General features: G+C 32.2%; 20 protein-coding genes. 7 read left to right on the top strand and 13 right to left on the bottom strand.

Features of this window, described 5'->3' with window-relative positions; translation table 11 throughout:
* The first annotated feature begins 14 nt into the window (after nucleotides 1-14).
* Nucleotides 15-2,501, top strand: a complete 2,487-nt coding sequence (gene porW / locus N7277_RS03165; protein WP_274780304.1) for a type IX secretion system periplasmic lipoprotein PorW/SprE — start codon at nucleotides 15-17, stop codon at nucleotides 2,499-2,501.
* 42 nt (nucleotides 2,502-2,543) lie between these two features.
* Here the strand turns inward: porW and tsaB are convergent, their stop codons facing one another.
* The 7 genes from tsaB to N7277_RS03130 all read right to left on the bottom strand — a co-directional run bounded on the left by tsaB (nucleotide 2,544) and on the right by N7277_RS03130 (nucleotide 8,845).
* The gene (tsaB, locus tag N7277_RS03160; protein ID WP_274780303.1) at nucleotides 2,544-3,227 is read right to left on the bottom strand and encodes a tRNA (adenosine(37)-N6)-threonylcarbamoyltransferase complex dimerization subunit type 1 TsaB; all 684 of its coding nucleotides are present in this window, start codon (nucleotides 3,225-3,227) and stop codon (nucleotides 2,544-2,546) included.
* Between the two features lie 83 nt (nucleotides 3,228-3,310).
* Nucleotides 3,311-4,060, bottom strand: a complete 750-nt coding sequence (locus tag N7277_RS03155) for an SDR family NAD(P)-dependent oxidoreductase (RefSeq protein ID WP_274780302.1) — start codon at nucleotides 4,058-4,060, stop codon at nucleotides 3,311-3,313.
* Nucleotides 4,061-4,083: 23 nt separating this feature from the next.
* Complete coding sequence (locus tag N7277_RS03150) at nucleotides 4,084-4,455, bottom strand: YraN family protein (RefSeq protein ID WP_274780301.1); 372 nt, start codon at nucleotides 4,453-4,455, stop codon at nucleotides 4,084-4,086.
* Between the two features lie 19 nt (nucleotides 4,456-4,474).
* Nucleotides 4,475-5,404 (bottom strand): S66 peptidase family protein, encoded by a 930-nt coding sequence (locus N7277_RS03145; protein WP_274780300.1) that lies wholly within the window; start codon nucleotides 5,402-5,404, stop codon nucleotides 4,475-4,477.
* Nucleotides 5,401-6,087: a LysE family translocator gene (locus N7277_RS03140; RefSeq protein ID WP_274780299.1), complete on the bottom strand. Its 687-nt coding sequence runs from the start codon at nucleotides 6,085-6,087 to the stop codon at nucleotides 5,401-5,403. Before N7277_RS03140 ends, N7277_RS03145 begins: the two co-directional genes overlap by 4 nt.
* 110 nt (nucleotides 6,088-6,197) lie before the next feature.
* The gene (gene rnr / locus N7277_RS03135; protein WP_274780298.1) at nucleotides 6,198-8,345 is read right to left on the bottom strand and encodes a ribonuclease R; all 2,148 of its coding nucleotides are present in this window, start codon (nucleotides 8,343-8,345) and stop codon (nucleotides 6,198-6,200) included.
* 68 nt (nucleotides 8,346-8,413) lie between these two features.
* Complete coding sequence (locus tag N7277_RS03130) at nucleotides 8,414-8,845, bottom strand: RpiB/LacA/LacB family sugar-phosphate isomerase (RefSeq protein ID WP_104793017.1); 432 nt, start codon at nucleotides 8,843-8,845, stop codon at nucleotides 8,414-8,416.
* Between the two features lie 659 nt (nucleotides 8,846-9,504).
* Between N7277_RS03130 and N7277_RS03125 the strand changes: the two genes are divergently transcribed.
* Nucleotides 9,505-10,695: a phosphoglycerate kinase gene (locus N7277_RS03125; RefSeq protein WP_274780297.1), complete on the top strand. Its 1,191-nt coding sequence runs from the start codon at nucleotides 9,505-9,507 to the stop codon at nucleotides 10,693-10,695.
* 179 nt (nucleotides 10,696-10,874) lie between these two features.
* On the opposite strand, the gene N7277_RS03120 is transcribed toward N7277_RS03125, so the two are convergent.
* From N7277_RS03120 to N7277_RS03095, 6 genes are all read right to left on the bottom strand, one after another.
* Nucleotides 10,875-11,693, bottom strand: a complete 819-nt coding sequence (locus tag N7277_RS03120; RefSeq protein ID WP_274780296.1) for a class I SAM-dependent methyltransferase — start codon at nucleotides 11,691-11,693, stop codon at nucleotides 10,875-10,877.
* 70 nt (nucleotides 11,694-11,763) lie between these two features.
* On the bottom strand, nucleotides 11,764-13,629 hold the full coding sequence (gene mnmG, locus N7277_RS03115; protein ID WP_274780295.1) for a tRNA uridine-5-carboxymethylaminomethyl(34) synthesis enzyme MnmG: 1,866 nt from the start codon (nucleotides 13,627-13,629) through the stop codon (nucleotides 11,764-11,766).
* A gap of 203 nt (nucleotides 13,630-13,832) precedes the next feature.
* Nucleotides 13,833-14,243, bottom strand: a complete 411-nt coding sequence (gene ybeY, locus N7277_RS03110; protein WP_274780294.1) for an rRNA maturation RNase YbeY — start codon at nucleotides 14,241-14,243, stop codon at nucleotides 13,833-13,835.
* A 12-nt stretch (nucleotides 14,244-14,255) separates the two neighbouring features.
* The gene (locus tag N7277_RS03105) at nucleotides 14,256-16,412 is read right to left on the bottom strand and encodes a patatin-like phospholipase family protein (RefSeq protein WP_274780293.1); all 2,157 of its coding nucleotides are present in this window, start codon (nucleotides 16,410-16,412) and stop codon (nucleotides 14,256-14,258) included.
* A 35-nt stretch (nucleotides 16,413-16,447) separates the two neighbouring features.
* Nucleotides 16,448-18,895, bottom strand: a complete 2,448-nt coding sequence (locus tag N7277_RS03100) for a bifunctional UDP-N-acetylmuramoyl-tripeptide:D-alanyl-D-alanine ligase/alanine racemase (RefSeq protein WP_274780292.1) — start codon at nucleotides 18,893-18,895, stop codon at nucleotides 16,448-16,450.
* A complete protein-coding gene (locus tag N7277_RS03095) occupies nucleotides 18,895-19,479 on the bottom strand; it encodes a thymidine kinase (RefSeq protein ID WP_274780291.1) in 585 nt (194 codons plus the stop codon). The genes N7277_RS03100 and N7277_RS03095 overlap by 1 nt, the downstream gene beginning before the upstream one ends.
* A 59-nt stretch (nucleotides 19,480-19,538) precedes the next feature.
* Between N7277_RS03095 and N7277_RS03090 the strand changes: the two genes are divergently transcribed.
* The 5 genes from N7277_RS03090 to fabG all read left to right on the top strand — a co-directional run bounded on the left by N7277_RS03090 (nucleotide 19,539) and on the right by fabG (nucleotide 24,090).
* Nucleotides 19,539-20,546, top strand: a complete 1,008-nt coding sequence (locus N7277_RS03090; protein WP_274780290.1) for a hypothetical protein — start codon at nucleotides 19,539-19,541, stop codon at nucleotides 20,544-20,546.
* 67 nt (nucleotides 20,547-20,613) lie between these two features.
* Nucleotides 20,614-21,981, top strand: a complete 1,368-nt coding sequence (locus N7277_RS03085; protein ID WP_274780289.1) for a UDP-N-acetylmuramate--L-alanine ligase — start codon at nucleotides 20,614-20,616, stop codon at nucleotides 21,979-21,981.
* The gene (rsmI, locus tag N7277_RS03080) at nucleotides 21,978-22,652 is read left to right on the top strand and encodes a 16S rRNA (cytidine(1402)-2'-O)-methyltransferase (protein ID WP_274780288.1); all 675 of its coding nucleotides are present in this window, start codon (nucleotides 21,978-21,980) and stop codon (nucleotides 22,650-22,652) included. Before N7277_RS03085 ends, rsmI begins: the two co-directional genes overlap by 4 nt.
* 11 nt (nucleotides 22,653-22,663) lie before the next feature.
* Nucleotides 22,664-23,242, top strand: coding sequence for a YdeI/OmpD-associated family protein (locus N7277_RS03075; protein ID WP_274780287.1), 579 nt, complete (start codon nucleotides 22,664-22,666; stop codon nucleotides 23,240-23,242).
* Nucleotides 23,243-23,346: 104 nt separating this feature from the next.
* Complete coding sequence (gene fabG / locus N7277_RS03070) at nucleotides 23,347-24,090, top strand: 3-oxoacyl-[acyl-carrier-protein] reductase (RefSeq protein WP_274780286.1); 744 nt, start codon at nucleotides 23,347-23,349, stop codon at nucleotides 24,088-24,090.
* The last annotated feature ends 52 nt before the right edge of the window (nucleotides 24,091-24,142 follow it).

The following is a 24,142-nucleotide window of genomic DNA, read 5'->3' as shown; positions in this document are numbered from 1 at the left end:
TATTAAAACACTCCATGAAAAAAAATATACTTCTTGCATTAGGTTTCTTCATTTTTTTGGCTTGTTCGCCAAGAAAAGATGGCTATTTGAACCGCAAATATCAAGGTTTCACCACTTTTTACAATGTTTTATTTAATGGGGAAGAAGCGCTCAATACCGAACTGAAACAGAGAGATAAATCTCACCGAGATAATTTTCATGCGCCTTACATTAAATTACTTACATATGATGAGCAAATTTCTTCATCTCAAATGGAAAGTTTAGGAATGTCTGATGATGAAAGTGTAATCCCCCCTGCTGGGTTTTATAATGATGATATAAATGTAAATTCTTTGTCTTCTGGCTCTAGAGTTAGTACTTTAGAAATTGCAGAAATGAAGGCTCAAAAAGCGATTGAAAAGCATTCTATGTTATTTAAAGGCGAAGAAAAAAACAAAACTATTTTTGACGCTTATCTTGTATTAGCAAAAGCCAGATTGTTCCAAAATAAGCCTTTGGAAGCTCTTGACGCGCTTAATACAGTTCAAAAAATTTATAAAAAAGATAAGAGACTTTCTTTAGCCAAAGTTTACGAAGCGTACACTTACGGAAAAATGAAAGATTATTACCGTGCAGATGAAACCTTCCGTGAACTGAAAGAGAATAAAAAACTTAAAAAATCTGAAAAAAAATTACTCAGTATTTTCTATTCAGAAATGCTTTTAAACGCTGGTAAAAAAGAAGAAGCAGTAACAGAATTAGAAAGTGCTTACCAACTCAATAAAAACAAAAAATTAAGAAGCAGAATTGCTTTTCTTCGTGGACAAATACTTGCCAATCTTGGCAAAAATGAAGAAGCAAGAGAAAGCTTCGTGACTGCTTATAAAAATGCCAGAAATTTTGAATTTGAAGTAAAATCTCAAGTAGAAATCGCCAAAACTTTCAACGGAAAAGACGATGATTACGAAGGTGCAAAAGAATATCTAGAAAAAATAAGCAAAAAAGGAACCTATGCTTCTAGAAAAAATGAATTCTATTATGCACTGGGCTTAATGGCAAAAAAAGCTGGTAAAAAGGAAGAAGCGCAAGAATTTTTCCAGAAATCTATCAAAGAAAAAATATCAGATCCTCAAGTTAGAGGTTTGGCTTACTATGAAATCGGGAAAAAGTTTTTCGAAGATAATGACTATCTAAGCGCTGGTGTTTACTATGATTCTGCTTATGCTGCGATGAATTATACACCTGCAAAAGAAGAACTGAAATCGCTTACCGAAAACATAAAAGACATTTCTAAAAATTATTATCTCATCAAAAAGAACGACAGCATTCTAAAACTAACCAAAATGTCTAATGATGAGCGAATTGCCTTTTTTAACAAACATATTGAAGGCATAAAAGCCAAAGAAGCTAAGGAAGAACTCGAACGAAAAAAAGCAGAAAAAGAAAGCAAAAATAGAGTAGAAACCGTAGATTTTGCCTTGCTAGGAAATACAGATAACAACAATTCTTTCTTAGATTTCAATGCAAGCAAAGGCTTTTATTTTGCCAATCAAACTACGATTTCTAAAGGTGAAAGAGAATTTAAACAAATCTGGGGAAATAGAGCGCTTACGGACAATTGGCGAACTTCTACCAAGATGAACTCTATAGAAGATCTTAAAAATGAAGCACTCGGAATTACGGCTGCTCCAGATCCTAGAAGATATGAACCTGATTTCTACATAGAGAAAATCCCGACCAAAACAGAAGAAATTTTAGCGCTCAAAAAAGACAGAGATACGGCAAGTCTTGGTTTGGGAAGAATGTACGAAAACTTCTTTTCTAATACTTCTTTAGCCACCAAAACACTTTACGATTTGGTAGATTCTAAAACCGATGAAGAAACAGAATTACAAGCACTGTATCAGATTTTTTCTATGAATTATGAAAAAACGCCTAGTGCTGCTGAACGTGCGAAACAATTGATTTTAGAAAAATACCCTTATACTTCTTATGCAGAATTTGTAAAAAATCCTAAAAAAGCAGATTTTACCACTTCTGATTCTGAGGTAGAAAAAATCTATACACAGGCTTTTGCTCTTTACGCAGAAGAAAAATATGACGATTCTAGGAAAATGATTGAAGAAACATTGCTGAAGTATCCAAAAGATGTTTTGGTTCCTAAATTTACTTTGTTAAATGCTTTTAACACAGGAAAAACTGCAGGAAAAGAAATCATGATTCTTCAACTAGAACAATTAATGCTGAATTATGCAAAAACTCCTGAAGGAGTAAAAGCGAAGGAAATGTTACAATATATGAAAAGCGATTTAAAAGTGGAACAATTCGACTCTAATGGAAACCTAATTAATAATAATGCTTTGAATAAACCAAAAATGGAAATTCAAAATCCAGAAGCACAAAGAGGCAATTCATTAGAAAATTCTTCTTCACAAAAAAATCCAAAGACACCTCCAGTAAAATTAAAGACCAATTGGGAAAGTAATGATCCGGGTCTACAACCACTTAATCCTAAAAAATAGATAATAAAAAGCGAAATTGAAATAATCAATTCCGCTTTTTATTTATGCATTTTCTGATGATTTTTTCTTTACACTATGGAAATCTTTTAAATAAAACGGCTCAAAATACGCCACGTCTTCAAAATCTTGTCGGTTGAATTTCTCCACCGATTTTTTGATGAGATATTTCGCAGATGGATACACATTTTCATTAAAATCTGCTCCTGAAATCTGTAAAATCTCTTGTGCTTTTTTGGCTCCATCTCCTACGAAAAGGATTTTTTTGCCTTCTAATTCTTTAAAAGATTGTTCATCTAAGATTTTTGCTTCTGTCTCCGTCAACATTTTACCTGAATTTCCATCAAAAACGGCGCAATAAACCTCCATTCTTCTTGCATCGATTAATGGAATGATTATATCGTAGTTTTGACCTAAAAACGGCTCTATCTTCGTTTCTAGAGAATTTACAGCAATTAGAGGAACTTTCAGTCCATAACAAAACCCTTTTGCCGAAGCTGCGCCAATTCTGAGTCCAGTGTAAGAACCCGGACCTTTTCCTAATGAAACGGCTTCAATATCTTTCAAAGAAATTTCTGCGCCTTCTAAAGCCCATTCTACAAAAGTGTGTAGCGATTCTGATTGCTTATAGTTTTCTGAAACTTCTTCGCAAAGACATAATAATTCTTCGCCATCAGAAATAGCAACTGAACAGTTTTTAGAAGAGGTTTCTATATGGAGGATTTTCATTTTAATTTAGATAATTTGCTAATAAGGTAATTAGATAATTCTGCAAAGATATTATCACATTATCTAATTACCTAATTATAACATTATTTTCTAAAAATAGTTCTTGGTTCTGCTTGTGCTTTTGGATAAATGCATAATTCTGCAATAGAAACTCTTTCTGGTGCATTTACACAATACGAAATCGCATCTGCAATATCTTCTGCTTTTAGTGCATCATAACCAGCATAAACAGTTGCAGCACGTTGTTCATCTCCTTTGAATCTTACTTTAGAAAAATCAGTTTCTACAGCTCCCGGTTGAATATTGGTGACTTTGATTCCAAATTCTGTAAGTTCCAAACGCATTCCTTCGGAAATAACGTCTACAGCGCGTTTTGATGCACAATACACCACACCATTTGCATAAGTTTGTCTCGCAGCAACCGAAGAAATATTAATGATATGACCTGTATTTCTCGCTTTCATGATTTTAATAATTGGTTGAGAAACATAGAGCAATCCTTTTACATTTCCGTCCATCATAGCGTCCCAATCTGCAATATTTCCTTCGGAAATAGGTTCTAATCCGTGAGCATTTCCTGCATTATTTACCAAAACATCTATAATTTTCCATTCTTCTGGAAGCGAATTGATGGCATTTTCTACTTCTTGCTGGTTTCTTACGTCAAAAACCAAGCTGTACACTTCTGTGAAATTGCTTAATTCGATTTGTAAATTTTCTAAAACCTCCTTTCTACGACCACAAATAATCAATCTATGACCTTGTTTAGCAAAAGTTTCTGCGGAAGCTTTTCCTATTCCTGAAGTCGCTCCGGTTATGAATACTGTTTTCATTTTATAATTATAGATTTATGTTCTTAATTGGCATCAAAGCTTTGAAAAGCATCTTCTATGTGACTGATTTCTAATTTTCCATCATCGTTTGGCAAGACAGAAATCACATCAAATCTGGTATCTAGATGAATATTATTTTCTTCTAAAAATTGATTGGCTGCAGCCACTAGAAGTCGGATTTTCTTTTTGTTAATGGCTTCTTGTGGAAGCATGAAAGCATCTGTAGCTCTAGCTTTTACTTCTACAATGATGATTTGGTTATTAAACTCTGCAATGATATCTATTTCCGCTTTTTGAAAACGAAAGTTTTTGGCTAAGATTTTATAATTTTTCTCAACTAAAAATTTTTCTGCCAATTCTTCTGCAAGTTTTCCAAATTCATTGTGTTCTGCCATGAAGTTTAAGTTTTATAACTTAATATTCAATCTTTATTTTTTCCTCAACTTCCATTTTTATTCTAGCACCAATAATTAAAGGTCTATTGTCAAAAATATGCCCATTTGGAAAGCCAAATAGAGTAGGGAAGTTGTATTTTTTTATTCTTTGAGCTATGATTTCGTAAGCAAATTCATCGAAAGGTTCATCATAGTTTTTGTTTTCTTTTGCATCGCCCATATTGGTCATTCCACCAATTATTAATCCTTTGATTTTTCTGAAAACTCCTGCTAAATCAAGGCTTATCAACATTCTATCGAGCGCATAAAAATTCTCGCCAATATCTTCTATGAAAAGAATTTTATCTTTGAAATCAAATGAATAAGGAGTTCCTAATAGGGCATAAATCAAGGCTAAATTTCCGCCAATGACTTCTCCTTCTGCTTTTCCGTTTTTATTGAGTTGATGTTTTTCTACGAAATAATGGATTTTCTTTCCTTCTAAAATTTTGAAAATATCTTCATAGCTACCTTCAGAAACCCCGAAACTAGCTGTTTTAATGGTTTGTCCGTGAATAGAAGCAAAATTATTTTTCAGTAAATAACTGTTAATGACTGTATTATCAGAATAACCAATATACCATTTCGGATTTTCTCTAAATTCTGAAAGTTTGAGATGTCTCAATAAATGCTGACAACCATACCCACCTCTTGAAGCCCAAATTGCTGAAATTTCTGGGTTATTTAAAGCCCAATTTAAATCCTGAATTCTTTCTTTTTCGGTTCCTGAATAGTTGTAACCGTTTTCAAATTTTCCAAGGGTATATTTTCCTAAAATAGGTTCGTAGCCTTTTGATTTTATCAAACTGATAGTGCTCTGAAGTGATGCTTCTTCTACAAATCCTGCAGGAGAAATAATGGCTATTTGATCACCTTTTTTTAAAGTTTTAGGAAAAATAATATTTTTCATTTTGCTTTTTGATAGAGTATTTCTTTGCTTTCTGCTTCTTCTAAACGCTTGTCAAACTGATTGAATTTTTTATAACTCTGCAGAAAGATGAAAAAACTAAAAATGATAAGGATAATTCCTACAGTTTTTCGGATTTTATTGGCTAAGTTTTGAGTCAATTTATAGTGAAATTGCTTGGCTAATAATATTTTGAGTAAGTCTATTGCAAGATAAGTCGCAATTACTAAACCGATATAGAGCATGAAATTCTGCAAATCTGGATATTCATTTCTCACCGAAATTACAGTAACTAGCCAAAATAATATGACACCCACATTTAGAATATTGAATAAGAAGCCATTCACAAAGGTTTTGAAATAATTTTGATTGATGATTTTTTTCTCATTAGCCACATGCATTTGAGTTTTGGTAACCATCATGAAGATTCCATAAACCAAAATAATAAGTGCTGTGATTCTATAAAATCCTGGATGTTTGTCTATAAGATTTACCAAATCTGCACTGGCAAAATAAGCGGCAACAATACACAAAATATCTGCAGTAATCACGCCTAAATCTAATGCCAATGCATGACGATGACCTCTACAAAAACTAGTCTCAATCAATAAAAAGAATATTGGTCCTATAAAAACAAGACTCAACATAAATCCTAATCCGATTGCCGAAAGTATAAGTTCAAGCATTTAACAAAGGTAAGAAATTACAATTTAAAGATTAATATTTTTTAAAATTTTGCTTATTGTTTGAACTGAAATTTCAATAATTTTTATTGTTTAGCCTTGGGATTTTAAATTTAATCCACCACTTTAAAATCTAATTGTTTAGCCACCAAATTCGCTTTTATTACTTTAATTTTTATAGTGTCCCCTAATTGATAAGTTTTACCTGTTCTCATTCCTACAATAGAATGTGTTTTTGGTTCGTGGAAGTATGAATCATCCATTAAATCGCGCAATTTAATTAAACCTTCTGCGCCGTTTTCTGGAATTTCTACCCAGAATCCGAAATCTGCAGTTCCAGAAATTACCCCTTCGAAAACTTCTCCTACATGTTTTTCCATGAATTTTACTTGCATGAATTTAATAGAATCTCTTTCTGCATCTGATGCGAGACGTTCCATATCACTACAATGTTTGCAATATTCTTCGTATTCTGCAGCAAAAGGAGATTTTCCTCCATCCAAATAATGCTGTAACAAACGGTGAGCTATTAAATCTGGATATCTACGAATAGGAGAGGTAAAGTGAGAGTAATATTCGAATCCTAATCCGTAATGTCCAATAGGATTGGTAGAATAAACTGCTTTGCTCATGCTTCGCATGGCAAGAGTTTCAATCATGTTTTCTTCGCTTTTTCCTTTTACATCGTTCAATAATTTATTGAGTGATTCTGCCACTTTTTTAGAATTGGCAAGATTCATTTTGTACCCGAAAGTTCCTACAAATTCTCGCAATGCTTCTAATTTTGTAGGATTAGGATCATCGTGAACTCTATACACAAAAGTATTTCCTGTAGTTTCCCCTTTTCTAGTTAGTGAAACAAATTCAGATACTTTTCTATTAGCCAAAAGCATGAATTCTTCAATCAAATGATTAGAATCTTTGCTGATTTTAAAATAAACACCAATAGGTTCATTATTCTCGTCTAAATTGAATCTTACTTCACTTCTGTCAAAAGTAATTGCTCCATTTTTAATTCTATTTTTCCTTAGAATTTTAGCGAGTTTATCTAATACCATTATTTCTTCTGCCAATTCTCCTGTTTTCGTTTCAATTCGTTCTTGCGCTTCTTCATAGGTAAATCTTCTGTCTGAATGAATAACCGTTCTTCCGAACCATTGATTTTGAACTTCAGCTTTATCATTCAATTCAAAAACTGCAGAAAATGTGAATTTATCTTCATTTGGACGAAGCGAACAAACATCATTACTCAAAACCTCAGGAAGCATAGGAACCACTCTGTCTACCAAATAAACTGAAGTTGCTCTGTTATATGCTTCATCATCTAAAATAGTCCCAGGTCTTACATAATGCGAAACGTCTGCAATGTGAACACCAATTTCCCAGTTTCCATTTTCTAATTTCTGTAAAGAAAGGGCGTCATCAAAATCTTTCGCATCTTTTGGGTCAATGGTAAATGTGAGAATTTCACGCATATCTCTTCGTTTTTTCACTTCTGCAGCAGTAATTTTTCTATCAATTTTATCTGCTTCTGCTTCTACTTCTGGTGGAAATTCATAAGGTAAACCATATTCTGCTAAAATGGAGTGGATTTCTGTTTCATGTTCACCAGGAAGTCCCAAAACTTGGATAATCTCCCCTTCAGGATTTTTAGAATTTGCATCCCAATTCAGCATTTTTACCACTACTTTTTCTCCATCTTTAGCACCGTTTATTTTATTTTTTGGAATGAAAAAGTCATTATTGATTTGTTTTTTATCAATGACTACAAATCCAAAATCTTTATGCGGAACAAACTGAAAAGTCCCTACAAAAGTATCATTAGCACGTTCTAAAACTTCTAAAACAGAACCTTCTAATTTTTTTCCTTTGAAATGATAGGTTACGATAAGAACCGTATCACCTTGTAAAGCATCTTTTACATTTTTTTGATGAATAAAAATGTCATCTTCTATATCTTCTACTTTTACGTAGGCATTTCCATTGGCTGCAAAATCTATAACTCCGGTTAAAGTATCAGTAATCAATAGATTAACGATGTATTTATTTTTCTCTGTTTCCTTAATTTTATCTTCGGCTTTCAGTTTATGAAGTGCCTGAATGACGAGTTCTCTTTGTCTCGGATTTTTATATTCTATTCCGTCTGCAATCTGTTTGTAATTGTAGATTTTAGAAGCTTTTTTATTCATAAAACGCAGAATGAGCTTCCCAATATCGCGAAGTTTCTGGTCTTGTTTTTGTGATTTATGTTGTTGTTTCATATATGTTTTAGTGTTTTTTAATTTTTATAAATTTAAATAAAAATCTCCAACTTTCGTCGGAGATGGCTTTATTTACAAGTGATTTTATCTACTCTGTTCTGATGTCTTCCTCCTTCGAAATCGGTGGTGAGAAATTTCTCTATGATTTCTAGCGCCAATTCTTTGGCAATAAATCTGGCTGGCATTGCAACCATATTACAATTATTGTGTTGTCGAGATAATTCTGCAATTTCTGGCATCCAAGCTAATGCACATCTTATTCCTTGGTGTTTATTGGCACTTAATTGTACTCCTTGTCCGCTCCCACAAAATAAAATTCCAAATTCACAATCTCCGTTTTCTACAGCACTTGCAGCAGGATGTACAAAATCTGGATAGTCTACAGAATCTAAACCATGAGTTCCAAAATCTACCAATTCATATTTTCCTTCTAATTGTTTCTTTGCAAATTCCTTGTATTCATAGCCTGCGTGATCTGCGGCGATTGCTATTTTTTTCATTTTATTTCTTATTATTTCTACAAAATTAACACTTTAAATGTGAATTGTGGATTAATTTTTAAAATCCAATTATTTAATAGGCTTTAAAATCAAGTGTTTAAGAAAATCTCAGCAAATTACTTTAATTTGTATTCTACTAATTTACAGTATTTTAATAGAATGTTACACAATTATTAACAGAATGTTAATTACTATGTTTAAAACTTCTGCTAAATAAAATAAAAAGTTAAAGAATTTTTGTGTAATAGAAAAAAACTTGCAATATTATAGATTTTGTTTATATATTTTTTTGAGGTCAAATTCTTTAGTTTTTCCATAACAAGTTTTTCAATATATGTATGAAATAAGAGTTATTCACAATTGTTAGTAAAGCATTTATTTATATGATTATGAGAATATTACAATATGGAAAACTTATGAATTGCACTACAACTCTTTCCGTAAAAAAATTAGAAAATAGTTTTCCCCATTATTCACAACTACAACAATAGTATTCATTTCTTTTTTTATTAAAAAGAAGAAAATATGTTATAAAATGTTTTTCGTCAGTTTGTGGAAATTTTTCTCATGATTTTTCTTTTTGCCATTTTAGAAATCTTAAATTTGTAAAGCTTTAAAAAAAGCAGAATAATCTAAAAACTTTAAAAAGAAAAAAATTTATGAAAACCATTAATGATATCAGTTTCGCTGGAAAAAAAGCATTAATTAGAGTAGATTTCAACGTACCTCAAGATGAAAATAAAAAAGTAACCGATAATACCAGAATAGTTGCTGCTAAACCTACGATTGATAAAATCTTAAATGATGGAGGTTCTGTAATTATCATGACGCATCTTGGTAGACCAAAAGGTAAAGTAAATCCAGAGTTTTCTCTTTCTCAGATAGTAGATGAAGTTTCTAAAGTATTAGGAAAAGAAGTGAAATTTGCTTCTGATTGTATAGGAGAAGTTGCTGAAAAAGCAGCTGCAGAGCTTCATCCAGGTGAAATTCTATTGCTAGAGAACCTTAGATTTTATAATGAAGAAGAAGCTGGTGATGAAGAATTTGCAGGAAAATTAGCAAAATTAGGAGATGTTTATGTAAATGATGCGTTTGGTACTGCTCACAGAGCACATGCTTCTACTGCTGTTATAGCTAAATTTTTCCCTTCAACTAAATTTTTCGGTTTATTAATGGCTAAAGAATTAGAAGCGATAGATAAAGTATTAGGAAGCGGTGAAAAACCAGTTACTGCTATTTTGGGTGGTTCTAAAGTTTCTACTAAAATCACTATTATCGAAAATATTTTAACAGCTGTTGATAATTTAATTATCGGTGGAGGAATGTCTTTTACTTTTATTAAAGCTTTAGGAGGTAACATCGGAACTTCTTTATTAGAGGCTGATAAAATGGATTTGGCTTTAGAAATTTTAGAAAAAGCTAAACATAATAATGTAAAAGTCTATTTGCCTGTAGACGTAATTGCTGCAGATGAATTTAATAATGATGCGCATAGAGAAGAGGTAGATATTTATCACATTCCAGAAAACATGATGGGAATGGATGCTGGATCTAAATCTAGAGAAATCTTCCACGATGTGATTATGAATTCTAGAACAATTCTTTGGAACGGACCGATTGGAGTTTTCGAAATGGAGAATTTCTCAGCTGGAACTAAAGCATTAGGAGATAGTATAGACGAAGCAACTCAATTAGGAGCTTTCTCTTTAGTTGGAGGAGGAGATTCTGTAGCTTTTGTAAAACAAAATGGTTATGCAGATAAAGTTTCTTATGTTTCAACTGGAGGAGGTGCTATGTTAGAATCTTTAGAAGGTTTAGAACTTCCAGGAGTTGCTGCAATAAATAATTAAAAAATTTTAGTTTAAACTTTATTGAAGTTTAAAGACCAAAAAAAATCTTCAGAAATTTTTCTGAAGATTTTTTGTTTTATAATAGGGTAGATTTTTTAAGTATAAAATTTCCAAAAACTAGAAATTTTAATCAAAATAGCTGAAAATTGACTTTCATAAATAGTTTAAAAATCGATTTTCTAGATTTTTTTGATAATGTATATCAAACTTGAAAATTCTCCGTTTTTTGATGCTTTTATGTTCGAAATTGCTCCTACAATTCCTCCAAAAATCCAAAAAAATGGATTTTTCTTATATTTTTCACTCAAAATTGAAATATAATAAGAATCGAGTAGGAGAGGTTTTATTTTTTCTAATTTCCAATTTTCGGTATTGAAAAATTTTTCCATTCCTTTTTTTGAGAAATGAAATAAGTGACGAGGAACGTCATAAGCTGCCCAAAAATCTTTATAATAGTTTGCATCATAAGAAGTACAGTTAGGAACTGCAATAATTAAATGACCGTTTGGATTTAATTTGTCATAAAATAATGAAAGTATCTCAGTCTGATTTTCTATATGTTCGAAAACATGCCAAAGCGTAATAACATCTAAACTACCGTTTTCTAATTCATTTAAGTTTTCTATAAACTTTGTTTTGGTAGTTTTTTGTTTGGCAAAATTTCTGGCAGCGTCACTCGGTTCATATCCGAAAGTTTGAACATCATTTTCTATATGTTTCAAAAATTCACCAGCACCGCAGCCATAATCTAGAACCTTAGCATTTTCAAAACTTACAGAAGAAAGAATATTTCTTTTATAATTTAAATTAAAAGATTGGGCAAATTTGTAAATTTTTTCTTTTAAAGAATTAGAATCTTGGTGATGAGAAATATAATCTTTACTCTCATAATATTTACCTAAATTTTCGGGAATTGGATAGGTTTTAAAAATTCCTTCTATTTCGGTTTCTTTAATTTCAAAAATTTCTTTGCTTAAAAAATGATCTTTAATTTTCATATATAATTTGCTAAGTCCAATCTAAATTTGATACAAAATTCTAGAATGTTTCACGTGAAACATTTTGCTACTATCTTCCTAAAAATATAAGCAGTACATTAATATCTGCAGGAGATACTCCTGAAATTCTTCCTGCTTGTGCAATGGTTTTAGGTTGAATTTTATTGAGCTTTTGTTTTGCTTCAGCAGAGAGAGAAGAAATTTTAGAAAAATCAAAATCTTCCGGTATTCTAATGGTTTCTAATCTTTGTAATTTGGCTACATTATCTCTTTCTTTTTCTATATAACCTTTATACTTGATATTGATTTCTGCCTGTTCTTTCTGCTCTTCATTATACTGTTCTACTTTTTCTTTGATGAAATCAATTGCAGTTAATTTTTCTAAAGAAAGGTTAGGTCTTGTAAGGATTTGTGCTGCTCTGTATGCTTGGTCTACAGGTGAACTTTCATTAGCTTCAAGAATAGGATTGATAATACCAGGTTTTAAAGAAGTTTCTCTTAAAAATTCTTCAAGTTCAGAAGATTTAGATACTTTTTCTTCCATATTTTTTAGCCTTTCTTCTTTAGCTAAACCAAGATTGTATGCTTTTTCAGTTAATCTAATGTCTGCATTATCTTGTCTTAAAAGTAATCTATATTCTGCTCTAGAAGTAAACATTCTGTATGGTTCTTCGGTTCCTTTGGTAATTAAATCATCTATTAAAACACCAATATACGCTTCATCTCTGCTGAGTATAAATTCATCTTTTTCATGAACTTTGTTATGTGCATTAATTCCTGCCATTAAACCTTGTCCAGCTGCTTCTTCGTAACCAGTAGTTCCATTAATTTGACCAGCAAAATATAGGTTTTCTATCAATTTAGTTTCTAAAGTATGCTTTAATTGTGTAGGAGGGAAGTAATCATATTCAATAGCGTAACCAGGTCTGAAAATTTTAGCTTTTTCAAAGCCAGGAACATGGTGTAAAGCTTTCAATTGTACATCTTCTGGTAATGAAGAACTAAAGCCATTTACATATACTTCTACTGTATTCCAACCTTCTGGTTCGGCAAATAATTGATGACGGTTTCTTTCCGCAAAACGATTGATTTTATCTTCAATACTTGGGCAATATCTTGGTCCAATACTTTGGATAGTACCATTAAACATAGGAGATTTATCAAATCCAGTTCTTAGAATTTCGTGTACAGTATCATTAGTATAAGTAATGTAACAACTGCGTTGTTTCGTTAATTTAGGGGTATCTAAATAACTGAATTTTTGAGGATTTTTGTCTCCTGCTTGTTCTTCCATTTTAGAATAATCAAGACTTCTTCCGTCTACACGAACTGGTGTTCCAGTCTTCATTCTTCCAGCTTCAAAGCCTAAATCTACTAATTGCTCAGTAATTCCGTAGGCTTTTGGTTCGCCCATTCTTCCTCCTCCTAACTGTTTATCACCTACGTGAATGAGTCCATTTAAGAAAGTTCCATTGGTTAAAACCACAGATTTTCCTTTGATTTCTATACCTAGAGAAGTAATTACGCCTTCTACTTTTCCATTATTAATGATTAAAGATTTCACCATATCCTGAAAAAAATCAAGATTTGGAGTATTTTCTAGAACATATCGCCATTCTTCTGCGAATTTCATTCTATCATTTTGTGTTCTAGGAGACCACATTGCAGGTCCTTTTGAAAGGTTAAGCATCTTGAATTGAATGGCAGATTTATCAGCTACAATTCCGCTAAAACCGCCAATTGCATCTATTTCTCTTACAATTTGACCTTTTGCAATACCACCCATTGCTGGATTACAAGACATTTGTCCGATGGTTTGCATATTCATCGTAATAAGCATGGTTTTAGAACCTAGATTAGCAGCAGCAGCAGCAGCTTCGCAACCAGCGTGACCAGCTCCTACTACGATTACATCATATGTTTCGTTAAATAACATTTATATCTATTTATTTATAAATTTTCTTTTTTCTTTTAAATGTTTCACGTGAAACATTATATATTTTTTCTACAAATTACGGAGTGTAACTAGCCCCGATTGAAGCATTTTTTTTGAGCTCTTTTTATATTTTTGAATAGGCAAAAAGCGTGTGGAAAATATAAAAAAGCGAGTGCGGAAAGCGGGAATAGCTTCTAAAAATTTTATTCTGTTTTTAATGACAAATAAAAATCTTCTTTTGCACGCATTGTTTTTTGTTCTTCATAGGTTTTATCTTTATAACCACAAAGGTGGAGAATGCCGTGTGCAATTACTCTTTTCTTTTCTTCTTCGTAATTTTTTGAAATAAGACTAGCATTGTCCTTAATTCGCTGCAAAGATACAAAAATCTCTCCTGAAATGGTTTTTCCACGAACTTGGTCGAAAGTAATGATGTCTGTATAATAATCATGGTCTAAAAAATCTTGATTGATTTTGAGCAAATATTCATCATCACAGAAAATATAATTGATTTCTCCGAGTTTTTTTCCCTCAGAAACAATGATATTTTCGATCCAATTTTTAAGATTTTCGTCTATATTTTCGTCTATATTTTCGTAAAAAAAGTGTATCATTAATTTATATTTTTAGAACCAGTGACCAAGAACTACAGTGAAAATTCCTGGTTTAGATTTAAATGCGTGACTGTAATTAAGTTTCACCTGACCAAATGGTGAGTCATATCCTAGTGTAATTGCAGCTGAATTATATTTTAAATCAAGGAATTTAGAATCATCAAAGTTTTCAAAAATATTGGCCGAATTAATTCCTGCAATCATATAAAAATTTCTGTAAAAATTAAATTGGAAGTTATTAGAAACCGTAAAAATATTATTTCCTTTTTCTTCGCCAAGATTATACCCGTTAAATCTTACAAAATTAACAATTCTTTGGTCAAAAACTCCTCCTAAATGATATTGGTAAAAATCATTAACAGGATTGATAGAAATTCCATAAAAAGTAGACAAACGATAAGTTAACCATTTGGTGATAGGGAAATTTCCTCGTAAATCTGCTTTGATTTGAAAGGCTCTTTTATTCTGTTCGTCATCAAAAATATTATAAATTTTGGCTTCTATATTGGTATAAAATCCTCTTTTTGGGAAAGATTTACTGTCTTGATTATCCGCTCTCATAAACATGAAAGGGTTGAAATAATTCCCGAATTTTTCATTATTGGTGATAATTTCTGTAGTAGAAAAATTATCATGGCTTAAACCTAGACCAAAAGCAAATTTATCTTTCCAAATGGATTGTATAAATGCTTCATTTCTGTACCAATTCCATTTGTTGACCGCGGTTCCGTTTGCATTTTCTGTGTCAAAGCTCATTCCAGAAGCATAGAAGCCAAATCCTGGAATATAGCCGTTATCAATGAAATAATTGACGTAATATCTAGGTCTGTCCCCGAAAACACCATCTATAGAGATGTTAGAATTCTTAAAAACGAGTCTTTTAATGGTGATATTGGCCAATAATCCAGATTTGAAAATCTCATCATAGTGCAAACCTAATTTTAAGAAAAATCTAGTGTCATCTTCACTTACATTAAGTTTTAAAATATTTCGATTATCACGCTGTATGATGTCATAATTGATGATTTTATAATTGTTGGTAGCGTAGAGTTTATCAACCATTTTATTAATCTTTCCATAGGTTTGTACCGATGGAATCAAGAGATTCATCTTTCCTTGTACATAATATTTACTGTAAATTTTATTATTTTCTAATTCTAATCCATCAATTTTATAGATATTAGAATAGATTGGATTTACAGGAATTCTAAGATATTCATAACTTTTCTTAGGAAGTTTGTCAAAAACTTCTACATATTTCATCGCTTCTGTGTAGCCAGATTTTAGAATTTTGGCTTTATCATCAAAACTGGTTACTCCTAAACCTTCTAGATTAGGTTTTATATTTACGTCCGTAAATTTTATTTGATTTTTGGTTTCTTCTACAATCCCAAAATCAATGATTTGATTCAAAATATCTACAATGCTATTGATTTTATCCCTTTTATTAAGTCCTTGATTCAAATCTACACCGATTACAATGTCTATTCCCTTCTTCTTTAGAAATTCTGAAGGATAATTTACCGTCATAGCTCCATCCACATAGATACTATCGCCAATTTTCACAGGATCCATTAATGAGGGAAATGCAGAACTTGCCAAAATAGATTCTGAGAGATCTCCGTTTTCAAAAATTTTGATTTTTCCAGATTCTAAATTGGTCGCTACACACATGAAAGGTATTGGTAACTTGCTGAAATCGTTTATATTAGATACATTTTTGAATAATTCTTTGAGCAAGTATAGATTTTTTTGACCAGAAGAAATAGAAGAGGGTAATGTGGCTTTTCCATTTTTTATGGGAACTTTTAGCAGATATTTATCTACAGATTTATTGAAAAAAGAACTTTCTGCACGGTTATTTTGATTAGAAATCAAATTATAAAAATCGGTGTCTAATATAATTTTTTCAATGTCTTTTCCGGTGTAACCAGAGGCGTATAAACCGCCTACAATTGCTCCCATACTAGTTCCAGAGATGTAATCTACTTTTACACCGAGTGAATCCAGCACTTTTAGAACGCCTACATGCGCAAATCCTTTGGCTCCGCCTCCAGAAAGTGACAATCCAATTTTTGGATTTTTGGGAATTTTTAGATTTTCTTTCACCTGAGCATTTGCGTGTAAATTGAAGAAAATCAATAATATATAGAATATTAATTTTTTCATTGGTGGGTAATATTTGGGTGTTTTGGTGTGGTGTTTTAATCTTTTATGTAGATCCTTTTGACTCTTCTGGAAATAGAAGTAAGAACCTCATAAGGAATGGTTTGGCAATATCCAGAGAATTCTTCCAAAGTAGGATTACCGTTAAAAATAATCACTTCATCTCCTTCTTTGGCTTTAATATTCTGTAAATCAACCATTAACATATCCATACAAATATTTCCTACGATGGATACTTTTTGGTTTTGAATGCCTACAAATCCTTTTTTATTGCCAATTAATCTAGGAATTCCGTCTGCATAACCTACGGGAATAGTAGCAATTCTGGTGTCTTTTTCTGCCTTGTATTTTCTGTTGTAACCAATTGAATCTCCTTCTTTTACCTCAGAAATTTGTGAAATTACGGTTTTAAAAGTTACGGCACTTTGTAATTGTTTTTTCACTTTTGGATTGGCAGAAATTCCTACCATTCCAATTCCAATTCTTACCATTTCAAATTGATAATCAGCATAATGGGTAATTCCAGCAGTATTTAAAATGTGTCTGATAGGTTGATAGCCCAAAGCTTCAGAAATTTTAGAAGAAACTCTTTGGAACGTGTGAATTTGCTCCATCGTGTAATCATCTTCCTCTGGAACGTCTGCAGAAGAAAGATGGCTGAAAATACTGGCAACTTTTACATTGTATTTTTTAAGATTTTCAACCAATTCATCAATTTCATGTTCCTTAAAACCAAGACGATGCATCCCAGTTTCTACCTTGATATGAATAGGATACTTCTGCTGAATTCCCTTCAATTGTAATTGGTTAGCAAAAAGTTCTAATACTCTTAAACTGTAAATTTCTGGCTCGAGATTGTAATCTATAATCACATCATAGCTGCCTTGTTCGGGATTCATGACCAAAATAGGCGTAGTGATTCCATTTTTTCTAAGGTCTACTCCTTCATCTGCGTATGCAACTCCCAGATAATCAATATGATGATGTTGTAAAAACTCTGCAATTTCATAACCGCCAAGTCCGTAAGAATAGGCTTTTACCATTGCACACATTTTGGTTTCTGGTTTTAGCAATGACTTATGAACGTTAATATTATGCAGAATGGCATTGAGATTTATTTCTAAAACAGTATCGTGTTTTTGAAGTTCTAAATGTGATTTTATTTTCTCAAATTCAAAAATTCTAGCTCCTTTAAGTAGAATCAATTGATTTTCAAGGGAATTGAGTTGTTGGCTTTCCAATAATTCTTTTGTGGTAGAAAAAGTATAGGTTTTAGCATTAAATTTTTCTTGAAATCTAGAAATTTGATTGCCAACTAAAAATATCTGTTTGAAATTTTGCTGATTGGTAATTTCTGCCACTTTATGATACAGCGAAACATCATCATTTTTTACATCAAAAATATCCGAAAGAACTAAGGTTTTTTCATCTCTATTATACTGATTAATAAACTGATATGCAATAATGAGCGAGTCTAAATCTAAGTTAAAAGAGTCATTGATAATCAGATTATTACGAACTCCATTTACACTTTCTAATCGCATTTCTACCGCTTTCAGATTGTTGATTTTTTCAACTATTTTTTCGTTGGTAAAACCAAATTCTTTTAAAATACAGATTACTGCCAAAGCATTGGTCAATGTAGCTTCGTCTCTTTGGTTCGCAGGAAAACTCAATTTTTCCGAGAAATACTGAACTAAAATTTCTTGATTTCTATCTTTATAATCACAGATAATTTTTACATCATTATGAGTTTTTAGACCAAAGCTAATCAGTTTTTTATCAGAATATTGTGTTTTTATTTCTTTACAAACTTGCTCATTATCACCATTATAGATAATAATTTCTGAATTTTTAAAAAGAATCAGTTTTTCTTTAATCAGCTGAAGTTCATTTTCGAAATTAGAAGAGTGAGCAGTTCCAATGTGAGTTAAAATTCCAATTTTAGGAGAAAAAATTTTTTCTAAAGTCTTCATTTCATTTGGTTTAGAAATTCCCACTTCGAAAATTCCTACTTGATGTTTCTCTGAAGTTTGTAACAGAGAAATCGGTAAACCAATCTGTGAGTTGAAACTTTTCGGGGATTTCACGGTTGGAAATTCATTCCATAAACATTGGTATAACCATTCTTTTACGATGGTTTTTCCGTTACTTCCCGTAATTCCTATGGTTTTAATAGGTTGATTTTCAATATGATAATGTGCTAAATCTTGTAGAAATTTTACAGAATTTTCTACAATAATCCATGTAATTCCGTCGTATTCTGAATAAAAATTTTCAGAAATAATGACTTTAATTCCTTTTTCTATCGCTTGCGAAATGTATTTCTCACCAGAATTTTTGTGAGTATTGATGGCGATAAAAGCAGTTTTGAGGGTAGAATAAATATTTCTGCTGTCAAAAGCAATATGATGAATTTGCAGATTTTTATCCCCAATAATTTGAGATTGAGTAATTTCTGCTATTTCTTTTGTGGTGTAATTCATTATTTTTTATTCAAAACTTCGTCTATAAAAATTCTTCTGCTTACGGCTTCGTAACTATCGGTTTCCCCAAGTTGTACCAAGTCTTTGCTGCTAGAAGTTCTCATAGAATAGTTGGCCAAGTTTCCTGTGGTTTTACAAATGGCGTGCACTTTTGTCACGTATTCTGCGGTTGCCATTAAAAAAGGCATCGGTCCGAAAGGTCTTCCTAAAAAATCCATATCTAGACCTGCAATTACTACTCGTATTCCGTTATTAGCCAATTGATTAGCTATTTCTATAATTCCTTCATCAAAAAACTGTGCTTCATCTATTCCTACCACATCACAAGTAGAACCCAGTAGTAAAATTTCGTTTGAACTTTCTACAGGAGTGCTTCTAATTTTGTTGTGATTGTGAGAAACAACTTCTTCCTCATCATAGCGAGTATCTATCTTCGGTTTGAAAATTTCTACTTTTTGTCCAGCCATTTCAGCTCTGCGCAATCTGCGAATCAATTCTTCGGTTTTCCCCGAAAACATTGAGCCACAAATTACTTCCATCCATCCACTTTGTTTTGAGTGGTTTATTGTATTTTCTAAAAACATTGTCTAAATTAGCAGATATAAATAAGTTTCAAATTTACGCAAAAATTAAAAGATTTGCCATGCAAAAATTACAAGAAACACAAGAAAGATTATTCGCTGAAATTAAAGAATTGATTTCAAAGATTTCATCTTTTTCAAATGAAGAAGATTTTATAGTAGAAGTAGGAGTTTTCACAGAGCTTCAGGAAAAGGTTATTTCTTTGAAAAATTATTCAGAGATGCTTTCTGTTATTCGTGCCGAAGATAATGTAGAACAAGATGTTGAAAGACAGGTTATAAACTTTGAAATTGATACTAAAAAAGTAGATGATTTCAGTCAACCAGTTGTAGATATTGAAGAAAAATTAGAAGAGGAACCTGCAGTTGAAGAAAATGCTGTGGCAGAAAAAATAGACGAAGAATATTTCATTGAAAAAGAACAGAATATTAATGAATTAGCAGAAAATATAGAAATAGAAAAAGAGAAAGAAATTTCTGAAATTACTTTGGCTAAAGAGGAAATGGATAAAAAAGAAGAGGAAGAAAGAATTCATGAAGAAAGAAGAAAAATTATAGACATTCCCGTTCCTATTCATCATACCGAAGAAAAACCTGAGCCAACTTCTGAAGAAAAATTTGTGAGCCAAGAAGAATCTCATCACGAAACCAAGGAACATCACGAGAAGAAATTTAAATTGGCACATATTAAAGGACTGAAAGCAACTGTTCAAAGCCTTTTTGATGATGATCCTTTAGAACATATTCAAGAAAAAATAGACGTTACTCACCTTCCAGAAGAGAAAAAAGCACCGAGTTTACTAAAATCTAATCTTCCTACTGATTATATGGAAGCCGAAAAAACACTTCCTGATTTTAAATTAGATATTAATGACAGAATTGCTTTTACAAAAGTTCTTTTTAACGGAAGTCAGGTAGAACTCAATCAAATGGTGAATCGTCTGAATTCTTATACTACTTTAGAACAAGCCAAAGAATATCTCAGCGAAGTTTATTATGATAGAGGTTGGGAAAATGTAGACGAATATGCACAGAGATTGTGGAGCTTAGTAGAAAATAAATTTTTATAGAAATTGCTGGATGTTGGTGATTGAATTGAAATACACCCAACATCTAACATTTAACATCTAACAAATAATGAATATTTCAGATTTTAAAAATCCTTTTTTCATAGGTGTTGCAGGAGTTGGTATGAGTGCTATTGCTCAATACTTGCAGGGAATTGGTAAAAATGTATCGGGAAGCGACAGATATTTTCATCCTGATGAATACAATAAAACCAAGGAACAACTTGAAAATGAAGGAATAAAGTGTTTTCTACAAGATGGAAGCGGAATTACTACTGAAACCGATTTGGTAGTGGTTTCTACTGCGATTGAAGACACCGTTTACGAAGTAAAAAAAGCCAAGGAACTCGGAATTCCTATTATTAAAAGAAGCCAACTTCTCGCTATAATTGCGAAAAGCAAAAAAACGGTTGCAGTTGCGGGAACTTCTGGAAAATCAACTACTTCGGCAATGCTATTTCAAATTTTGTTGGATGCAGGTTTAGAGCCGTCCATTATTTCTGGAGCGGGTTTAACGAGTATTATCAAACAAGGAAAAATCGGCAACGCTTATGTTGGGAAAGGAGATTGGCTCATTATAGAAGCTGATGAAAGTGATGGTTCGGTTGTTCAATATGAACCAGAAATTGGACTTTTACTTAACGTAGATAAAGACCATCAAGAAATAGAAGAGTTAATGGATTTATTTACAACTTTTAAAAAGAACAGTCAAAGACTGTTCGTTGTAAATCAATCGAATGCATTGGCGAAAACTTTGTCGGCGAATGTAAATAACGATTTCGGTTTTGAAACCGAGGCAGGATTTACTGCAAAAAATTTCAAACAAGAAGGTTTTAAATTAAGCTTTAAGATTGATAATCAAGAATTTACAATGAACGCAATTGGGCAGCACACCGTAGAAAATGCTACAGCTGCAGTTGCCGTGGCCAATCAAATTGGTGTAGATTTAAAAACTTGCGCCGAAAGTTTATTAAAATATGAAGGAATTTATCGTCGTCATCAAATTCTTGGTCAAAAAAATGGAGTTTGGGTGATTGATGATTATGCTCACAATCCTGCAAAATGTGCTGCAAGTATTAAGGCTTGTCAACCTTTGGCAGAGAAAGTGGTGGCTTGGTTTCAACCGCATGGTTATGGGCCAACAAGGTTTTTGAGACAAGATTTTGTAGAAGAAATTTCGAATATGTTGCGTGAAAATGATGAAATCTGGATGAGCGAAATTTTCTACGCTGGCGGAACTGCTGTGAAAGATATTTCTGCAAATGATTTAATTGAAGATATAAAAGCGAAAGGCAAAAAGGCGTATTTCGTGGAAGATAGAAACCAGTTTTTAGAAACGGTAAGACCTTCATTATCAGAAAATTCAGTTTTACTTCTAATGGGAGCGAGAGATCCCAGCTTGGAGGAATTTTGTAAAGATTTGTATGAGAAGTTATGAGCGGAATCCTATATTTTGTTCCAACACCGATTGGAAACCTAGAAGATATGACTTTCAGAGCAATAAAAGTGCTGAAAGAAGTAGATTATATCCTTTGTGAAGACACCAGAACTTCGGGAATTTTGTTAAAGCATTACGAAATTTCAAAACCTCTAAAATCGTATCATCTTCATAATGAACATACTGCAACGGAAAAAGTAATTGCAGATTTAAAATCTGGACAAAACATCGCGATTATTACTGACGCAGGAACTCCCGGAATTTCAGATCCTGGATATTTGCTTGGGAAAGCTTGTGCAGATGAAGATTTGGAAATGATTTGTTTGCCGGGAGCAACTGCTTTTGTTCCGGCTTTGGTAGTTTCGGGTTTGCCAAATAACGATTTTTATTTCGCAGGATTTTTGCCTCAAAAAAAAGGCAGACAAACCAAACTAAAACAACTTGCTGAAGAGAAAAAAACCATCGTTTTATACGAAAGTCCGCATAAAATTAATACGACTTTAGAACAAATTAAAGAATTTTTCGGAGAAAATACCAAAGTAAGTTTAAGCCGAGAAATCTCTAAAAAATTCGAGGAAACCAAGCGCGGAACAATTGATGAACTCATTGCTTTTTCTAAAAGTAAAACGCTGAAAGGCGAAATTGTTTTGGTTGTGAATAACGCTTTGTAAATTTTTCTGACATGAAACCCACCGTAGAAGAACTTATTGTCAAAAATAAAAATTGGAAAGAAGAACTTACAAAACTTCGTTCTATTGTTTTGGAGTGTGGTTTAACGGAGGAGGTAAAATGGTATCAACCATGTTATTCTTTTAATGGAAGCAATCTCATTATTTTGGGGAGTTTCAAAGAGTTTTGTACATTTAGTTTTTTCAAAGGAGTTTTGCTGAAAGACGAACATAAAATCTTAGAATTTGCAGGTCAAAACACACAATCTGCGAAAATCATAAAGTTTACTAATTTACATCAAATCAATGATTTAGAGTCTATTTTGAAAGAGTACATTAAAGAAATGATTGCCCTCGAAAAATCTGGAGCAAAAGTTACTTTCAAAACAATAGAAGAACAAAAATTACCCGAAGAATTAGAAGAAATTTTTAGCCAAGATAAAGATTTTGAAAAGGCGTTTAAATCTCTAACTCCTGGTAGACAACGCGCATATTTACTGCATTTTTCGTCTGCAAAACAGGCAGCGACTAGAATTTCAAGAATGGAAAAACTAAAACCAAAAATCTTTGAGGGAAAAGGTTTAAATGATTAGTCAATAACGCAATTTAAAGTCTTATCATTATGCAGTAAATACAGAATAAATAAATTCTCTTACATTTGCAGAAATTCATATTGAAATATTAAACTTGATATAAAATGAAACTACTTGAAGGAAAGGTGGCTCTTATCACAGGAGGAACTCGCGGAATCGGAAAAGGAATTGTAGAAGTTTTTGCAGCTCAAGGTGCGAAAGTGGCTTTTACATATGCTGGTTCTGTAGAAAAAGCACAAGAATTAGAAAAATCATTAAGTTCTGTTACCCAAATCAAAGGTTATCAATCAGATGCTTCAGACCACGAAGCAGCTCAGAAATTGGTAGATGATGTAATGGCAGAATTTGGAAAAATCGATATTTTAATCAATAACGCAGGAATTACCAGAGATAATTTGATGCTCAGAATGTCAAAAGAAGATTGGGACACCATTATCAAAGTAAATCTAGATTCTGTTTTCAACTTGACAAAAGCGGTGATTAAACCAATGATGAAAGCAAGAAGCGGTTCTATTATCAACATGACTTCAGTGGTTGGGGTAAAAGGAAACGCAGGACAAGCGAATTATGCAGCTTCTAAAGCTGGGGTAATCGGTTTCACGAAATCTGTAGCTTTGGAGTTAGGTTCTAGAAATATCAGATGTAACGCGATTGCTCCTGGATTTATAGAAACTGAAATGACTGCCGTTTTAGACGAGAAAACCGTACAAGGTTGGAGAGATGCCATTCCTTTAAAACGTGGTGGAACTCCAGAAGATGTAGCAAACGCTTGTGTGTTCTTCGGAAGTGAAATGTCTGCTTATATTACAGGTCAAGTTATGAACGTAGATGGCGGAATGCTTACTTAAAACATTGAAAATCAATTAATAAATACAAAAGACTTCTTCGGAAGTCTTTTCA

This window comes from Cloacibacterium sp. TD35 (assembly GCF_028864635.1).
Classification (GTDB): Bacteria; Bacteroidota; Bacteroidia; order Flavobacteriales; family Weeksellaceae; genus Cloacibacterium.
Note: the sequence above shows the minus strand (reverse complement) of the source record. Positions and strands in the feature narration are given on the sequence as shown.

What these genes read in the sequence shown, in the direction of transcription:
- mnmG (WP_274780295.1), bottom strand. Translation starts at nt 13,629, where the DNA reads ATGTTATTTAACGAAACATATGATGTAATCGTAGTAGGAGCTGGTCAC.
- porW (WP_274780304.1), top strand. Translation starts at nt 15, where the DNA reads ATGAAAAAAAATATACTTCTTGCATTAGGTTTCTTCATTTTTTTGGCT.
- N7277_RS03095 (WP_274780291.1), bottom strand. Translation starts at nt 19,479, where the DNA reads ATGTTTTTAGAAAATACAATAAACCACTCAAAACAAAGTGGATGGATG.
- N7277_RS03100 (WP_274780292.1), bottom strand. Translation starts at nt 18,895, where the DNA reads ATGAATTACACCACAAAAGAAATAGCAGAAATTACTCAATCTCAAATT.
- N7277_RS03140 (WP_274780299.1), bottom strand. Translation starts at nt 6,087, where the DNA reads ATGCTTGAACTTATACTTTCGGCAATCGGATTAGGATTTATGTTGAGT.
- N7277_RS03155 (WP_274780302.1), bottom strand. Translation starts at nt 4,060, where the DNA reads ATGAAAACAGTATTCATAACCGGAGCGACTTCAGGAATAGGAAAAGCT.
- N7277_RS03105 (WP_274780293.1), bottom strand. Translation starts at nt 16,412, where the DNA reads ATGAAAAAATTAATATTCTATATATTATTGATTTTCTTCAATTTACAC.
- N7277_RS03125 (WP_274780297.1), top strand. Translation starts at nt 9,505, where the DNA reads ATGAAAACCATTAATGATATCAGTTTCGCTGGAAAAAAAGCATTAATT.
- N7277_RS03085 (WP_274780289.1), top strand. Translation starts at nt 20,614, where the DNA reads ATGAATATTTCAGATTTTAAAAATCCTTTTTTCATAGGTGTTGCAGGA.
- rnr (WP_274780298.1), bottom strand. Translation starts at nt 8,345, where the DNA reads ATGAAACAACAACATAAATCACAAAAACAAGACCAGAAACTTCGCGAT.
- N7277_RS03120 (WP_274780296.1), bottom strand. Translation starts at nt 11,693, where the DNA reads ATGAAAATTAAAGATCATTTTTTAAGCAAAGAAATTTTTGAAATTAAA.
- ybeY (WP_274780294.1), bottom strand. Translation starts at nt 14,243, where the DNA reads ATGATACACTTTTTTTACGAAAATATAGACGAAAATATAGACGAAAAT.
- N7277_RS03130 (WP_104793017.1), bottom strand. Translation starts at nt 8,845, where the DNA reads ATGAAAAAAATAGCAATCGCCGCAGATCACGCAGGCTATGAATACAAG.
- fabG (WP_274780286.1), top strand. Translation starts at nt 23,347, where the DNA reads ATGAAACTACTTGAAGGAAAGGTGGCTCTTATCACAGGAGGAACTCGC.
- N7277_RS03090 (WP_274780290.1), top strand. Translation starts at nt 19,539, where the DNA reads ATGCAAAAATTACAAGAAACACAAGAAAGATTATTCGCTGAAATTAAA.
- N7277_RS03145 (WP_274780300.1), bottom strand. Translation starts at nt 5,404, where the DNA reads ATGAAAAATATTATTTTTCCTAAAACTTTAAAAAAAGGTGATCAAATA.
- tsaB (WP_274780303.1), bottom strand. Translation starts at nt 3,227, where the DNA reads ATGAAAATCCTCCATATAGAAACCTCTTCTAAAAACTGTTCAGTTGCT.
- N7277_RS03150 (WP_274780301.1), bottom strand. Translation starts at nt 4,455, where the DNA reads ATGGCAGAACACAATGAATTTGGAAAACTTGCAGAAGAATTGGCAGAA.
- rsmI (WP_274780288.1), top strand. Translation starts at nt 21,978, where the DNA reads ATGAGCGGAATCCTATATTTTGTTCCAACACCGATTGGAAACCTAGAA.
- N7277_RS03075 (WP_274780287.1), top strand. Translation starts at nt 22,664, where the DNA reads ATGAAACCCACCGTAGAAGAACTTATTGTCAAAAATAAAAATTGGAAA.